Annotated in this window: 16 protein-coding genes and 1 pseudogene; 2 read left to right on the top strand and 15 right to left on the bottom strand. The window is 64.8% G+C overall.

Annotated elements, in window-relative coordinates; translation table 11 throughout:
• From H578_RS0111640 to H578_RS15065, 4 genes are all read right to left on the bottom strand, one after another.
• A partial coding sequence (locus H578_RS0111640; protein WP_022873853.1) for a transposase occupies positions 1 to 254 on the bottom strand: 254 nt, incomplete at its 3' end.
• A gap of 20 nt (positions 255 to 274) precedes the next feature.
• Positions 275 to 1,018 (bottom strand): hypothetical protein, encoded by a 744-nt coding sequence (locus H578_RS15785; RefSeq protein WP_156837336.1) that lies wholly within the window; start codon positions 1,016 to 1,018, stop codon positions 275 to 277.
• A 119-nt stretch (positions 1,019 to 1,137) separates the two neighbouring features.
• Complete coding sequence (locus H578_RS0111630; protein WP_022873851.1) at positions 1,138 to 1,509, bottom strand: type II toxin-antitoxin system death-on-curing family toxin; 372 nt, start codon at positions 1,507 to 1,509, stop codon at positions 1,138 to 1,140.
• Positions 1,509 to 1,715 (bottom strand): hypothetical protein, encoded by a 207-nt coding sequence (locus H578_RS15065; RefSeq protein WP_156837335.1) that lies wholly within the window; start codon positions 1,713 to 1,715, stop codon positions 1,509 to 1,511. The genes H578_RS0111630 and H578_RS15065 overlap by 1 nt, the downstream gene beginning before the upstream one ends.
• A gap of 65 nt (positions 1,716 to 1,780) precedes the next feature.
• Here H578_RS15065 and H578_RS0111620 point away from each other — a divergent pair, with 65 nt between their 5' ends.
• On the top strand, positions 1,781 to 2,965 hold the full coding sequence (locus H578_RS0111620) for a DUF2207 family protein (protein ID WP_022873849.1): 1,185 nt from the start codon (positions 1,781 to 1,783) through the stop codon (positions 2,963 to 2,965).
• Positions 2,966 to 3,039: 74 nt separating this feature from the next.
• On the opposite strand, the gene H578_RS0111615 is transcribed toward H578_RS0111620, so the two are convergent.
• The 9 genes from H578_RS0111615 to H578_RS0111570 all read right to left on the bottom strand — a co-directional run bounded on the left by H578_RS0111615 (position 3,040) and on the right by H578_RS0111570 (position 13,416).
• A complete protein-coding gene (locus H578_RS0111615) occupies positions 3,040 to 3,567 on the bottom strand; it encodes a CoA-binding protein (RefSeq protein ID WP_022873848.1) in 528 nt (175 codons plus the stop codon).
• Positions 3,567 to 4,865, bottom strand: coding sequence for an O-acetylhomoserine aminocarboxypropyltransferase/cysteine synthase family protein (locus H578_RS0111610; protein WP_022873847.1), 1,299 nt, complete (start codon positions 4,863 to 4,865; stop codon positions 3,567 to 3,569). Before H578_RS0111610 ends, H578_RS0111615 begins: the two co-directional genes overlap by 1 nt.
• Before the next feature lie 47 nt (positions 4,866 to 4,912).
• Positions 4,913 to 5,389 (bottom strand): AMP-binding enzyme, encoded by a 477-nt coding sequence (locus tag H578_RS0111605; protein WP_022873846.1) that lies wholly within the window; start codon positions 5,387 to 5,389, stop codon positions 4,913 to 4,915.
• A 156-nt stretch (positions 5,390 to 5,545) separates the two neighbouring features.
• Positions 5,546 to 6,667, bottom strand: coding sequence for an ATP-binding protein (locus tag H578_RS0111600; protein ID WP_022873845.1), 1,122 nt, complete (start codon positions 6,665 to 6,667; stop codon positions 5,546 to 5,548).
• A gap of 81 nt (positions 6,668 to 6,748) precedes the next feature.
• Complete coding sequence (locus H578_RS0111595) at positions 6,749 to 7,450, bottom strand: hypothetical protein (RefSeq protein WP_022873844.1); 702 nt, start codon at positions 7,448 to 7,450, stop codon at positions 6,749 to 6,751.
• Between the two features lie 43 nt (positions 7,451 to 7,493).
• Positions 7,494 to 7,976: a hypothetical protein gene (locus H578_RS15780; protein WP_022873843.1), complete on the bottom strand. Its 483-nt coding sequence runs from the start codon at positions 7,974 to 7,976 to the stop codon at positions 7,494 to 7,496.
• 98 nt (positions 7,977 to 8,074) lie between these two features.
• Positions 8,075 to 10,948 (bottom strand): HAD-IC family P-type ATPase, encoded by a 2,874-nt coding sequence (locus tag H578_RS15055; RefSeq protein ID WP_022873842.1) that lies wholly within the window; start codon positions 10,946 to 10,948, stop codon positions 8,075 to 8,077.
• Between the two features lie 25 nt (positions 10,949 to 10,973).
• The gene (locus H578_RS0111580) at positions 10,974 to 12,425 is read right to left on the bottom strand and encodes a hypothetical protein (RefSeq protein WP_156837334.1); all 1,452 of its coding nucleotides are present in this window, start codon (positions 12,423 to 12,425) and stop codon (positions 10,974 to 10,976) included.
• 31 nt (positions 12,426 to 12,456) lie between these two features.
• Complete coding sequence (locus tag H578_RS0111570; protein ID WP_022873839.1) at positions 12,457 to 13,416, bottom strand: AEC family transporter; 960 nt, start codon at positions 13,414 to 13,416, stop codon at positions 12,457 to 12,459.
• A gap of 215 nt (positions 13,417 to 13,631) precedes the next feature.
• On the opposite strand from H578_RS0111570, the gene dcd reads away from it, so the two are divergent.
• Positions 13,632 to 14,210, top strand: coding sequence for a dCTP deaminase (dcd, locus tag H578_RS0111565; protein ID WP_022873838.1), 579 nt, complete (start codon positions 13,632 to 13,634; stop codon positions 14,208 to 14,210).
• 273 nt (positions 14,211 to 14,483) lie between these two features.
• On the opposite strand, the pseudogene H578_RS15775 reads toward dcd, so the two are convergent.
• Positions 14,484 to 14,768 (bottom strand): annotated as a pseudogene (locus H578_RS15775) (MFS transporter); the annotation flags it as partial.
• Positions 14,769 to 14,795: 27 nt separating this feature from the next.
• Positions 14,796 to 15,115 (bottom strand): integrase core domain-containing protein (locus tag H578_RS15275; protein WP_156837333.1); only part of this gene is annotated, 320 nt, incomplete at its 5' end.

The following is a 15,115-nucleotide window of genomic DNA, read 5'->3' as shown; positions in this document are numbered from 1 at the left end:
AGGTGTGCCTCGCCCAAGGCCTGGGTCAGCTCGGCGACCTCGGCCTCCAGCTGTTCCTCTCGGGAGGATGGTCCGGACCTGCCGGCCACCAGGGCGGTCTTGCCGGCTTCCAGGAACTCGGCCTTCCACCGTCCGATGGACTGCTCACTGACTTTCTCCTTGCGTGCCACTTCGGCGATGGACATCTCGCCGGCCAGCACGCTCAGCACTATCCGGGTCTTCTTCTCCGCCGGAATCGAGGGTGGTCTACCCATGACTGACTCTCCTTCAGGACCTACATAACGGCCCTGCCACTAAGTCTGACGCGCGACATAGGGGACGGCTCCGGGGACGGGGACTGAGTCGGTGAGGGTGTGTTCGTGGGGGAAGGCGGTTCTGTTGGTTCCGGGGTCGGCGTCGCAGTGGGAGAAGGGGACTCGGTAGGTTCTGCAGACTCGGTGGGTTCCGGTGACTCTGTGGGGCTCGGCTCCTCGGAAGGCTCCGGTTCGTCCGTAGGTTCTGGCTCCGGGGCGGGGGTAGGTTCCTCGGTGGGTGCCGGCGTCGTCGGCTCCGGTTCGGGTTCTGGCTCTTCCCAGTCCTCCGCCAACACGGTGACTGTCATGAGGTGATCGGCATAGATATCCGGGTAGACGCCCTGGTAATCCCAGGCGTGGACACCCAAGTAATACGTACCCGGGGAGTGCAAGTAATCGGGCAGAGAAATCTCCGTAGCGAAGTCAGCCAAATACAGTTCGCCGAGCATTTCCGGCTCACCACCCCCGCCGGTGCTGCTGGTGAGAACCCCGTGCCACTCGCCGAGGCTCTCCGCATTCCAATCCGAGGGCTCTAAAAAGATCGCCGCAGAGGCCCCCTCACCCAAGCGGAAACTGGTGGTTCCCTCCATGGTCACCGTGAACGTCACATGCTCTGGACCAGTACCCTGCCCCTGAGCCGCAGGAGCCGTGCTCAGCAGCCCAACACACAGCAGAACACCAAGGGAGCAGATGCCCACCACACGCTGGCGCAGCGTCCGAAACATATTCATAAGTAACCCCTGAGACGAGGGAGGAGAGATGACCTCCTTACTTCACCAGGAGTCGGCGCCAAGCAATAGCGTGGTAAATACTCTAAAACGCGCGCTGAAGCGGAAGCGGGCGGTCACCGAGACCAAGGGGTGATGTGCTTCTGGAGGAACGCGGCCGACTCTTCCAAGGTGAGACTCCCCTGGGCGACGTTGAGGATGTATGTGTACAAGGCGTCGTCGGGCACCTTCAGTAAGTATCCGTTGAGACGGAGAAAAACGAAGAGTAAGTAGACCGCGGTGCGTTTATTGCCGTCAAACAGCGGATGATTACGCGCGAGTGATTCCGTCTGCGCCGCGGCGGCAAGAGATACCGTCCCGTAAGCAGGCTCACCGAAGGCCGTGGCGGCGGGCCGAGCAAGGGCTGAATCCAACAGTCCGGCGTCGCGAACGTGAAGCCCCTTGCGTTCCAGGAGCGTCAGTGCTTCATCGAGTTCAATCCGTACCATCAGGTCTTCGAGAGTCGGTCGATGACATCACCATGATGCTGGTCCACGTAATCCACCGCCTCATCGATCAGCGCCCGACGCTTCCGCTGTTCGACCAATACGCGAGCGCCCTCGACCAGCAAGGAATGCTTGGAGACGCCGTCAGCTGCTGCAATAGCATCCAGTTCCTTCTCCACGTCTTCTGGGAGCCGCAGTGTCATAGCCATACCAAAATGATACCAAGCGGTGGGATGGTGATGGTGTCAGGGGTCACCTTCAGTATGGTGGTGCCATGGGTGAGGGAGGCTGGTTCCACGGGCTCGCGGAGGAATACATGCCGTGGGTGCGCGAACACTGGCTGCCCTTGCTCATCGTGGGGATCCTGGTCTATGTGCTCTTCGCGCTGTGGCGGTGGTACTTCGCTCGCCACTACCGCTACGAGGGACTGCCCTACGGAGCCCTGCCACCCCAGGGCGCCGAAACCAGCCAACCCGCCCGCCCCCTGCGAGGCAGTCCCGATACCCAGGTGGAGGCCTACCCGTCTGTTCCCGCCCGGCTACCACCGGCTGAAGCCGGGGCCCTGAAACTGGGGCTGGTGGGGGATGAGGGAGTTGCCGCCGTCGTCGTCGACCTCACCCTCCGCGGACATATCCGCGTGGTCGCCGCTCCCGAATACGAGAACTCCCCAGGACTCTCCGCGCTCAGTGAGGGTGCCGGGCCAGACCATACGATCTACCGGGGGCTCTTCGCCGTCCGCGACGGGGTCACCCCGGCTGAGGGGGACCACTACGTCATCGCCCGGGACCGCAGCCGCGAAACCACCGATCCGCTGCGCGACTACGAACGCACCCTGCTCGACCAGCTCTTCCAGAGCGAAGAGCGCACCGAACTGACACCCCACCACCGTGGACTATGGGGATCACAGATCAAACGGCAGATCCTCAAACACGCCGACCGGGAACGCCTCTACCGCCGACCCGTGGGCGGACCCAGCGGATGGATCCGGCGGGAAGTCATCATGCCACTGACCTGCTTAGGATTCCTAGCCGTGGCAGTCGCCGGCATCGTATGGGGAACGTACATGTTCGCTGAACCCCTCCTCCCTGAGGCCGTCTCCCAAGCCGCCGGGGTGTTCCTGCTGGTCTACATCCCGTTCGCGCTCGCGGCCCTGGGGAGCTGGAACCCCGGACGCACCGCCCTGGGACAGGCGATGTTCGAACAAACCATGGGGTTCGACCGGTTCCTCACCGAGCCGGAGACTGAAGGAACTGAGCAGACTGAGCAGTTCCGGGCCCACAACACGCCCGAAGACGCCCTCCGTGGCTACGCCTACGCCACCGCAGTAGAACGTGCCGGCCCGTACCACCGCCTGGTGCTGCGGCTCATCACCGAAGGGTGGGTGGACGACGACACCATGGTCCCGCTGGACTACATCACCGCCGCCCGCCGCGCCGCCGGAGAACGACGCCGCAACTAGCGGTTTCCCGCCGGGAACAGCAACGCTCGGCGGGACTCCGGTTTCGGCGGCGACCGGCGAGAGAGTCGATGGTGCTAGGCGTCGCGGAGTTGGCGTTTGGCGCTGATAACGCCAGTGTCGAAACCACCGAAATGCAGGTTGCCATGGAACCGGCCGTGCTCGATCTTGATGCACCGGTTATGCACCGCATTCAAACCCAAATCCGTGGCCCGCTGCATCGCCTCCTCCGAGTGAATCCCCAACTGCACCCACAACGTTCTGGCCCCGACCTCCGCAGCCTCCTCCGCCAAGGCAGGTAGATCCGCCGGTTTGCGGAAAGCCACCACAATATCCGGGGCCTCCGGCAGATCCTTCAATGAGGCGTACCCCGGCTCGCCGAGCACCGTCTTCCCCACCAAACGCGGATTGACAAAAAACAACCTATAGCTGGAATCCGACTGCAAGTAGGTCGCCACAAAGTAACTCGCGCGGGAAGGCTTATCGCTCATCCCCACGATCGCCACCGACTGTGCACTGCGCAGCAGCTGCAACCGCCTCGCCGGACCCGGCTCCTCCCAGAGGCCATGGGGGTGTTCAGGTGCTGGCGTCGTCGTCGTACTCATCACTGGTCTCCCTTCACCGCGGCATCCAGAGCCTGATCCAGGTCCCAGATGATGTCCTCGACGTCCTCCAGCCCCACCGAGATCCGGACCATGTCATCCGGGATCCCCGCAGCGGCCAACTGCTCACCGGTCAGCTGCTGATGCGTGGTCGAAGCCGGGTGCAACACCAAAGTGCGCGCATCCCCCACATTCGCCAAGTGAGAAGCCAACTGCAAATTCTCAATGAACGCAGCCCCAGCGTCACGCCCACCCTTTAAACCAAAGCTGAACACCGAGCTGACACCATGGGGCAACAGCTGCTGTGCGCGAGCGTGGTGACGGTGGCTAGGCAAGCCCGAATAGTTCACATAGGCGACCCGATCATCAGCCTCCAACCACTCAGCAACCCGCTGAGCATTGGCCACATGCTCCTCCATACGCTGCGGCAACGTCTCCACACCCTGGATGAGCTGGAACGCCGCCTGCGGGGTCAGGCTCGGCCCAAAATCACGCAACTGCTCCGCGCGGATCTTGGTGATAAACCCATACTCAGCGAAATTCCCCCACCAAGACAGCCCACCATAAGACTCCACCGGCTCGGTCATCTGCGGGAAATTGCCGTTATCCCACGGGAACGTGCCGGACTCCACGATCACACCGCCCAAGGTGGTTCCGTGCCCACCTAAGAACTTGGTCACCGAATGGGTCACGATATCCGCACCATGCTCAATCGGGCGGAACAAGTACGGGGTGGTCAGCGTGGAATCCACCACCAGCGGGATGCCGTGGTTGTGCGCCACCTCAGCCAGACCAGGCAGGTCCACCACATCCGAACTCGGGTTGGCCACCACCTCAGTGAAGATCAGTTTGGTGTTCTCCTGGACCGCGGCCTGAAAATCAGCAGCCTCATCCGAGTTCACAAACGTGGTCTCAATGCCGAAACGCCGCAAAGACACATCCAGCTGGGTCACCGTGCCGCCATAGAGCTTAGAGCTGGCCACAATGTGATCCCCCTGCTGGCACAGCGCAGCGAACACCAGGAACTCCGCACTCATCCCCGAGGCCGTAGCCACCGCACCGATGCCGCCCTCCAAAGACGCCAAGCGCTCCTCCAACGCATTAACCGTCGGGTTCCCGATCCGCGAATAGATCGAACCGAACTTCTGCAGCGCGAAGAGATTGGCGGCGTCGTCGGTATCTTTAAAAACAAACGACGTGGACTGGTGGATCGGCACAGCACGGGTGCCGTGGACGGCGTCGGGCACAGCCCCAGCGTGCAGGGCGCGGGTGCGGAAACCGAACTCGCGGTCGGAGGTCAACTCAAGCTCTCTTTCAGTTGGCGGGGCGTCACCCCCGATTCAACCCGTTATCCGGCGGCGGTGCCACGCTCCTGGCAAAGCTTCTTAATACTCGCCAAGCAGGCACCGTTGGAGACCTCATCGGGATTGTCGATCTCCTCGCCCTGATAGAGCTTACTCAGAACCTCACGTACGACGTCGCCCTCGCGGTTCTTCGGGATGTCGATCACCGGCAGAATCCGCTTAGGCATAGCGTCCGGAGCCACCTGATCTGCCACGTGCAGGCGCAGCTCATCGATGAGCTTCTTCTCCCCGGGCGGGATAGGGCGGGACTGTGAATGGTCATCCGGGGGAAGGCGGCCTTTGTCGATCTTGCGTTTGCCGGCCTTGTTCAGCACGACAAACGCGACCGGGACCTGACCGGCTCGATCATCACTGACCGAGCAAACCCCGGCCTCGACCACATCCGAGTGCGACTCCAGGGCGGCCTTGACGTCCCCTAGAGAGATCTCATGCCCGTAGCTGGTGATGGTGTCGTCTGCCATGTGTAGATCTCCCTTTCCGGCTCACGGTGCAGTTCTCTGCGCTCTCTGCGCGGTTCGCAGGCAGTTCGCAGCCCGGTGCAGTTCCCAGTCTGGTGATGCCAGGTTACTGCGGGCTGGACAGAAAGTGCAGGTCAGCTTGGTGCTCTCTGTGGTGGATCAGCGGGAGGCGCGTTCGAGGATCTCGTCCATAATCGCGTCGTTGACCTTCCGCGGCTCCCCGTAGGCCGGGTAGTGGAACTGGGTGAGGTTGGCGTAAGGGTTCACATCCAGCACCACCGCGCCTTCGGCCGATGACAGATCCGGTACCAGCAGATCCACCGCCGCGGCACCCAACCCCGGGATCGCCCACAGCCCGTCCACGGCCAGATCCTTCACCTCATCGGAGAGCGCGCCGAAGACATCCACCGCCAGGCCTCCGCCGCGGGTGGTGTCGGCAATCTGGGTGAGGAAGCGCATCTGGCCCATCGGCAGCACCGACTGGCGGGTTAAGCCCACCGGCGCGAGAAAGGCGTCGTCGACCCGCGGCTGACGGGGACGCAGGTGCTCGTTGGTGCTGCGGCGGGCCAGTTCAGCATCCACCAGTCGCCCCACCGAGCTGACACCGTCTCCCACCACATACAGCGGAATCCGGGCCACTGCGGCCACCACCTGGGAACCCACCACGTAGGCACGCACATCCAGCCCCGGGGTGTACTCCTCCACCACAATGAGGTACCGCGACTCGGAGGTCGCCGACCGGGCCGCCATGGCCGACTGCCAGGCCGCCCGCAGCTGCGACTCCCGGGTGACATCCACCGTGATGCCCTTACCCGCCCGGCCCGAGGACGGTTTCACCGTGACCTGCTTGCCCAGGGACTTCATGTACTTCACCGCGCGGGCGAAATCCGTGGGATTGATCGCCCGACCCTTCGGGGTGGGCACCTCCGCGGCATCCAGATACCGTTTGGTCATCGCCTTAGACCGGGAGACCCGGCGCGCCTGGTGAGACACCAGGGACGTGATGACCCCATCCATACCGCCGACGACGACGCCGGAGAGGAAGAACAACTGGTTCGATTCAGTGATCTTTTTGATCGTCATGCGTTTACGCCGCGCGGCGCGCTGCAACAGTTCCGCATGCGGCATGGTGGAGGTCCACTGGCGCAGCTGACCGTACTGCGGTTCGACCACCTCGGCGATAAACCGCTCAGTGGCAGAAGCGCCTTCGTGCAGCTCCGGGAAGGGGCGCTGCCGGACCGCAGGCGGCGGAGGCGGCGGGGGAGCAGCGGAGTGGCTCATGCGGTACAGCGTAGCGCTACCCGAGGGTGCTACCAGGCAGCACACTGAACCAGCACGGCCAGCTAGCGCTGCCAGGGCGCATCACAGTGCCGCAGTGAACAGGATCTCCTCCACCAGGGCGCCGGCGACCGGGCGGCCCGGACCCAGGGTGGGGAAGTGGTGAGGCAGGATGCAAGCAGCCTCGTCGATCCCAGTGACATAGGCGCCGACGACGTTCTCCAGCGACTGCACCCGCAGATCCACAGCCCCGGCGTAGAGGCCAGGGACCGCACGCAGGGCTTTCACCGCGAGGTCGGCGATATCCTCACCCACCGTGGAGGTGAGATCCACAGCGATAGTGGCCGGATCGTCGTCGTGCGCATCGTCCAGGGACTCCCGCGGGACCATGGCCAACACGCTGACAGCCCGCTGCCCCACCACATAGGCCTGCAACGGAATGCCGGCAGGTGCGGGGCTGGGTTCGGGGTCGGGGCGGTAGGGCACCCCCATCAGTTCCAGGTGCGGTTCAAGCGCCCCCGGCTTGTTGAGGATGCGGCGGCTATGCGCACTGGCCAGAGTGGTGACCCCGTTAGCCCAGCCGCCGATCACCGTACCGGAGAACAGGAACACCCACCGGCCCTCGGTGACCTTCTGCACCCGGATCTGGCAGGCGGCCAGTGCCTCCCCGAGCAGCCGCAGCTGGCTCGGCAGCCGTTCGGCCCGGCGGAAATCCCCCCGGTGTGGGGCGATGTGCTCGGCGGCGAACTGCGCGAGGATCTCGGGAGCCTGGGCCTCAGCGTGCATGGATCAAGAATATGCGCGCAGCAGCCCCCGACGTGCGCAGGGCCTACTGGTCGGCGGGTTTGGCCCCGCCCTCATTGGCCCAGTCAGTGCCCTTACGCTCAGTGGACTGACCCGGGTCAGAAACCACATCACCGTTGTAGGTGGTTTTGGTCTGCGGGGGCCGGTACTCCTCCGCGGCCTCCTCGACCTTCTCTTCGGCTGCTTCGGTCGCCTCGGCGACTTTCTCCTCCGCGGTCTCGGCCGCATCCTCAGCCTTGGCAGCAGCCTCAGCGGCCTGCTCGGCAGCCTTCTTCACCGCCTCTGAGGCGTAGGCGGCGGCGGTGCGGGAGCTCTCGGCGACATCGTGAGCCACCTGAGATGCGGTGTCCGAGGCCTTGTGCACAAAGTCCTGCACATCCGGGCGGTTCCAGGTCTCCTCGGCAGTGGTGCGGGCCGATTCAATGGCCCGGTCGAACTTCTCCCGGCCAGTCTTGGTCCCGATGACGTAGCCGATGCCGATGCCGACACCCAGTGAGATGAGTCCCATGCTCCGCTCCTTCGCTCGTGGTCGATGGTGTCCGGTGGTGCCTGTAGAACGAACCTAACGGGTGGTGATGTCAGTTGTCACCGGGTGCAGCCCCTGAATCACCCCTGATTCCTCCCTGAGTTCCTCCCCGGCAGAGGTTTCGTAGGTGGGATGGAGCCCATCGGATAGGTGCTGTGGGAACCGGTGTCAGGGGAACCTGTGCCGTGCGCGCTGGGAGCCTGTGCGCCGGGGGCCTGCTGGCCGGGATCGTGCGGAGCAGTACCGTGCTGGTGGGCCTCAGCGTGGTCAGACGTGCTCGGGTCACCGTGGTGCGGCTGGTCGGGATGAGTCGGTTCGGCGGCCGGTGCGGCATGCGGAGGCTGGGCGAGGTGAGAAGGCTGAGTGCCGTGCGGAGGCTGAGCGGGGCGAGCCGGCGTCGTCGTCGTGTCCTCCTCTGCGGGGCCGACGACGGCGAGATACCCCCGGTGCCCCAACTCCACAAGTCCACACCCCAACACAGAGGCAGCAAACGCAGTGGCGAGCAACTCCGCACTGGGCAGCAGGAACAAGTGATACGCCTGGGAGATCGGGATCAGCAACACCGCCACCAACAGCACGTAGAGCCCAGCCACCAGACTGATCCGGGCAGCATCCAGCGGCCGCAACGAAACATTGAGCACCCACAACCCCACCAAAGACAAGGTGATGAACGAGGCCGTCTGGATCTGAGCGGCAGTATCCCCAAAATGCCGGCCGAAAGCGCTGACCGCAATGAGCGCAGCGACAATCGCCACCGCCGGAGCCACGGAGAACAGAGCCGAGCGTTTCAAGAACCCGCGGCGGTAGCGCTGAGCATTAGGCATCAGCGCCAGGAAAAACGCCGGCAACCCCAGCATAATGAAATCAGCGGTGGAGAACTGCCGCGGCAAAAACGGGAACTGCCAAAACGCCACGGCGAAGAACAACCCCAGGATCACCGCGTAGGCGGTCTTCGTCAGGAACAACTGTGCCAGGCGCTCCGTATTGGCGATCACCTTACGGCCCTCATCCAACACCCGCGGCAGCCGAGAGAACTTCCCATCCAGCAGCACCATGCGGGAGACCGCTTTAGTGGCCGGAGCCCCAGAACCCATGGCAATCCCCAGATCCGCGCGCTTGACCGCCAGAGCGTCATTAATCCCATCGCCGGTCATCGCCACCACATGCCCGTTGGCCTGCAGCGCCTGGACCATCGCCGCCTTCTGCTCCGGGGAGACCCGGCCGAACACCGTGTGGGTGGCCATCGCTGAACGCAACCCTTCGGGATCTGAAGGCAGCAGGGACGCGTCGACGCCGTCGTCGGCCACCTCCATGCCGACCTCCCGGGCAACCGCGGCCACAGTACGGGGGCTGTCCCCGGAGATCACCTTCAGCGCGACATCCTGATCCCGGAAGTACTCCAACGTGGTGGCGGCGTCGTGCCGGACATTCTCCTTAAACGTCAGCAGCGCCACCGGACGCAGCCGCTGGGGCAACTGCTCCCCCCGCCGCATAGCCTCCGTGTCCTCCGGGCGGATGGGACCCTCCAGCGGAGCCCGAGCCAGGATCATAGTGCGCAACCCCTGGGCGGCAATCGCCTCAGCGTGACCCAACAAACGCGCGACGTCGACCCTGCGGTCCGCAGTGCCGTCCCGCAGCACATCCGGGGCACCTAAAATCCAGTGCCCCGCCAACTCCCCGGCGTCCTCACCGAACGTCACCGCGGAGAACCGGCGCATCGAGGAGAACTGCACCTGCCACGCCGGGCGGTGCCGAGGCAGAGTGGTAAACGGGTGACGCAACGCGGCAGCGGTCGGGTTCGCCTGCTCATCGGCACCGAAGTGCGCCAACACCTGCTGCCAAGCCTCCGGGGTGCCGACCTGGGTCGAACTGGACTCGACACCCGGTGCGGGGCCACGCTCCCAGGCAGTGGGCAGCCCGTCAGGATCCAGCACACTGGCCGAATGGAAGACGATGGTCCCATCAGTCAGCGTGCCGGTCTTATCGAAGCAGACCACATCCACCCGGGCGAGAATCTCCACCGCCGGCTGCTCCTGAATGAGCACCTGCCGGCGGGCGAGCTTCACCGCCGCCACCGCGAAGGCGATCGTGGTCATCAGCGCCAGCCCCTGGGGGATCATCGCCGTGACAGAAGAGACCGCGGTGACCAACGCATCCCGCCAGGCACCGGTGCTCCAGGCGGTGGACCACCCACCGTGGGCCTGCATCTGCCCGTTGAACACCACCGCGGTGATCGGCAGCAGCGCAATAGAAAGCCAAAACGCGATCCGCTCCAACGCCCGGCGAATCTCCGAATTGATCTTCAAGTACTTCTTAGCCTCCGCGGCGAGCTTGACCGCATGGGCATGCTCACCCACTGCAGTCACCACAAACCGCCCCGACCCGGCGAGCACCGCGGTGCCGGAGAGCAACTGGTCCCCGCGACGCTTCTGCACCGGAGTGGCCTCCCCGGTGAGCATTGACTCATCAACATCCAGGTCAGCGGAGGCGACGACGACGCCATCGGCCGGGACCTGGTCGCCTCGACTGAGCTCCACGACGTCGTCGAGCACAATCTGCTCCCGGTGGATCTCCCAGAGCATGCCATCACGCAGCACCCGGATCTGGTCCTGGTGCAGCAAGGCGATGGCATCAAGCTTCCGTTTGGCCCCGTACTCCTGGACCAGGCCGATGATGACATTGCCCACCGCGGCGATCGCGAAGAGCAAATCCAGCCAGCGGCCCAGAATGATGATGATGAGCGCGCAGGAGAAGATGATCGCGTTGAACAGCGTCATCAAGTGGGTACGCAGAATCTCCGCGATGGAGCGGGAGGTGGTGTGCGGCTGGACATTGGCCAGGCCCAGCCGCTGCCGTTCGGCCACCTGGACCGCGCTGAGGCCGCGAGCCTCAAGGACGTGCGGATCGACGGCGGAGCGGCGGTCGGCGGGGTCCTCGGCGCGCTGCTCAGTCACGGGCAAAGTCTACGGACACAACGTCCTAACCCTCTGTGACCGAGACGATGAGATCCTCACCATCGGCACCCACGGCGATATCGAGATCGAAGGGCACCTCTTCAGTCTCTTCCAGCTCATCCCCGGTGTGGTAATGCACCGCATCGAAACTGACCTGCGCAGTGAGGTTCTCATAGTCGACGTGCCAGCCCTCGGCGTCGAAGCCCAGGGTGATCTCCTCCGGGTCTGGGAAATCCCAGGTGATGGTGTCGGCGTCGACCTGATGGTTGGTGGTGATCCCCACCGGGCAGCCCGAGGGCATGAGCACCTGCTGCTCAGCACAGGCGTCGAAGTACTCCTGGACCTCAGTGTGCAACAGTTCCGCCGCCTCCTCTGAGGCCTCCAAATCCAGTGTGATGCGTTCGGCCGGGTCATCGCTGTTCTCCGCGGCGGTGACCACATGCTGGTGGGAGCCGACCAGCCACTGGCTGTCGACGTCGATATCGGCCACCGTCGGCACAAACGCCGAAAGCCGCGTGGTCTCCTCGTCCAGGTTCACCGGCTCCCCGTTGACCGTGACCTGCCCAATCCCACCCTGCGGGGCACCGGGGACCGTCACCTCGAACCAGGTCAGCGCACTGGAGGTGATCTGCCAGTCATCGAAGAAACCCCACGTGGAACCCGTCCGAGTTACCGGGATCTCCGTGGTGTAGTTCTCCGAGCCGACAATGAACTCCAGCTCGGCGCCCTCTCCGGTCTCCTGGAGGGTCGCGCCCTCGATGAGTTCAGCACTAGTGGCCAGCGGCTCCCCGGTGAGTAACACGTGGTCGAGGTCAGCGGCGTCGTCGCCGTGGATGAAACCCGGGGTGGACTCCACCATGCTCAGCGCGGCCGGACCGTCCCCGCTCTGCACCGACTCCCAGTACTGCTCGGCTGTGGCCTCAGCGGTGTAGACCCGCTCGTTGACCTGCCAGATGGCGACCACCGCGGCAATGAGCACGACGACGACACCCGCCGCCCAGCCGGCAGCCAGTCCCCACGGAAAACCTCGGGAGGAATCCTCCTGGTCCTGAGGGGTGAACCCCAACGGGCCCTGCTGCTGATGAGAATGCTGGGGTGAGCCGGGGCGGTGAGGGCCGTGCTGGTTGGGGCTGTGCTGGTTGGGACCGGGGCGGTTGACGCCGTGCTGATGGGGGCCGTGCTGGGGTGCGCCGTGCTGGGGCGAGCCGTGTTGCTGAGGACCGGAGGGCTGACCGTGCGGGCGGTTCTGCGGCGGACCGTAGCGGTGCTGTTCGAACCCCGGCTGCCCCTGCGGCTGCTGATGGCGCGGCGTGTGCGGACCCTGCGAGGACTGCCGCGGCCCGTACCCGGGGCCACTCTGATCGCGGGGCCCCTGCGGCGGGCGCGACTCATCGCGGTCACGCGCCGAGAGATTCGGCACCTGCGGACGCTCGGGACGCTCAGGGTGCGAGGGATTCGGAGGATGCGGGCTGCTCACCCGCACTAGGGTAGCCGGTCGGCTGCAGTGCTCACGCCAACAGCCACGCCACCACGATCATGCTGGGGATCCCCAGCACAGTGGTGATGAGCACTGTATCCCGGGCCACCGTCTCCCCCGTCTGGTACCGCACCGCAGTGACCAGCACGTTCTGTGCCGTGGGCAAGGACGCCATCACCACCGCGGTCAGCAGCATCAGCCCGTCCAAGCCGAAAAGAAACGCACCGATGACAAAGGCCAGACACGGGTGGACGATCAGTTTGATGACCGAGGCCAACAACACATCCCGACGTCGCCCCGCCGCCTTGTCCAACGGATGGCTGCCCACCAGGGACAGGCCGAACGACAACAGCAGCAGCGGGATCGCGGCACCAGAGAGCAGCTCGATTGCCTCATGCACCGGCTCCGGGAAATGCCAGCTCTGCCAGGAGAACACCAGCCCGAGGGCCGCACCGATGATGACCGGATTGACGAAGGTCTGCAGGATCCGCCGCACCAGCATCCACTTGCTCTGTGGGCCCACCCGTTTGAGCTCCTTCTCCCGGGCAGTCGATAAGTCCAGGGTGGCCACCAGCACCGGCATATAGATGGCCAGCTGGAACATAATGACCGGTGCTGCCAGCGCCAGGTCCCCCAGCACATAGGCCGCAATGGGAAAACCGAGGTTCGCCGCGTTCACCTGGGAGGCCGACTGGGACCCCACCACCAGCTCGGAGAACCGGCGCCCGCGCAGCAGAAACTTCCCGGCTAGCAGAAACAACCCCAGGGCGGTGAACGCGCTGATCCCGGCCACGAAGAACTGATCGCCCAGCACATCAGCGATCGGGGAGTCGGAGATCGTGATGAACAGCAGACAGGGGGAGGCGACAAAAAACACCACCCGAGAGAGCACCACCCGCGCCTCAGTACCGAAGACCCCGAACCGGCCCAGCGCGTAGCCGACGCCGATGATGAGCCACACCACCGTGAACCCGGAGAGGACCGCTGCCATGCACCACTCCCTTTTTGTCCGGCCTGCTGCGCCGGCGTCGTCGTGAACGTTCGCTGGGACAATCGTTCGCTGGGAAACTTGTTGCCGCAGACAACTTTACGCCCGTGCTGAAGGGGAGCTGCCGGCGTCGGGCTGGCGCTTCCCAGCCTCACCGTGGCGACGTGCTCCTCGCGCAGGGGGTGGCCCCACTTCCCGCCGGTGGTAGTTTGTGACCCGTGCTGCTCTCTGACCGCGATATCCGTGCCGAACTCGACGCCGGACGCATCGTCCTGGACCCCCTGGAGCCCTCACTCATCCAGCCCTCCAGCGTGGACGTGCGTCTGGAGCGGATGTTCCGGCTCTTCGATAACCACAAGTACGCCCATATCGACCCCTCAGTGGAGCAGCCCGACCTGACCCGGCTGGTGGAGGTGGACCCGGAAGAGCCGTTCGTGCTGCACCCCGGCGAGTTCGTGCTCGGTGCGACCTACGAGACCGTCACCCTTCCCGACGACGTCGCCGCTCGCCTCGAGGGGAAATCCTCGCTGGGGCGGTTGGGACTGCTCACTCACTCCACCGCCGGGTTTATCGACCCCGGGTTCTCCGGGCAGGTCACCTTGGAGCTGTCGAACATGGCCACGCTGCCGATCAAACTGTGGCCGGGGTCGAAGATCGGGCAGCTGTGCTTCTTCCGGCTCACTTCACCGGCTGAGCACGGGTACGGTTCCCAGGCACATCAGTCGCGGTACCAGGGACAGCGGGGGCCGACGGCGTCGCGCTCCCACGAGAACTTCCACCGCACCATCATCGGCTGAGCACCAGGGCCGAGTGCCCGCCCGCACGCTGGCCCCGCGACCGCGTACCGGGAGCCCGCCGCTCACACTGCCGCACTGGCGCACCGCCCGCGGCCCGCCCTCCTCAATCCTGCATAACGCTATGTACCGTGCATAACGTTATAGCCATATGCGCGGTACATAAGGTTATGCAGAACCTAACGTCATGGGGTGCCGGGCAGGTGAAAGGGATTGGGCGGGGGCTGCCCGGGGTTTGGTGGGGTGTCTCCGGCGCCAGAGCGGGTCAGTGGGTGCTCAGTGTGCGTGCATATCGGCGGGGCCGGAGGGGTCGCGCACCAGGCTCAGCAGCAGAACCAGCCCCGTACCGAGCACGATGATGATGCCCGGAATCGCCATGACCTGCCCACCGATCACCCCAATGAGCAGCCCGATCAGCGCCGGAGTCAGGAAAGACATGCCCCGCCCGGCAGTGGCGTAGAGCCCGAACAGCTCCCCGGCGCGGGCCGGTGGAGCCAACCGCCCCAGGAAAGCGCGCGACGACGCCTGCGCCGGTCCCACGAACAAGCACAGCATCAGCCCAAAGAGCCAGAACGCCTCTGTCCCGCGTCAAGTAGTTGGCAGGATTTCCTTGGTTTTGAATGTCGGGGTGGTGGGGTCGGCCAGGCCCAGGTGCACCTCCTTGGGCCGGTTCCATGAGATGGCCTCGTGGGGCCGGAGCTCGTTGTACTCGATCCGGTAGTCCTCGGCCCGCTCGGCGAGCACGATCGCGTCGTCGATCTCGTCCAGGTAGAGCCGTTCGTACTTCAGCGTGCCGAAGCCGCGTTCACGGGACCCGTTCTGCCCCGGGGTCTTCACTCGGGTGCGCACGTGGTGTAGCTCGGGGTGGGCGGCGATGAAGGACTCGAAGCGGAAGGACCGGAACGGCC

The organism is Nesterenkonia alba DSM 19423 (assembly GCF_000421745.1).
In the GTDB taxonomy this organism is placed as follows: Bacteria; Actinomycetota; Actinomycetes; order Actinomycetales; family Micrococcaceae; genus Nesterenkonia; species Nesterenkonia alba.
Note: the sequence above shows the minus strand (reverse complement) of the source record. Positions and strands in the feature narration are given on the sequence as shown.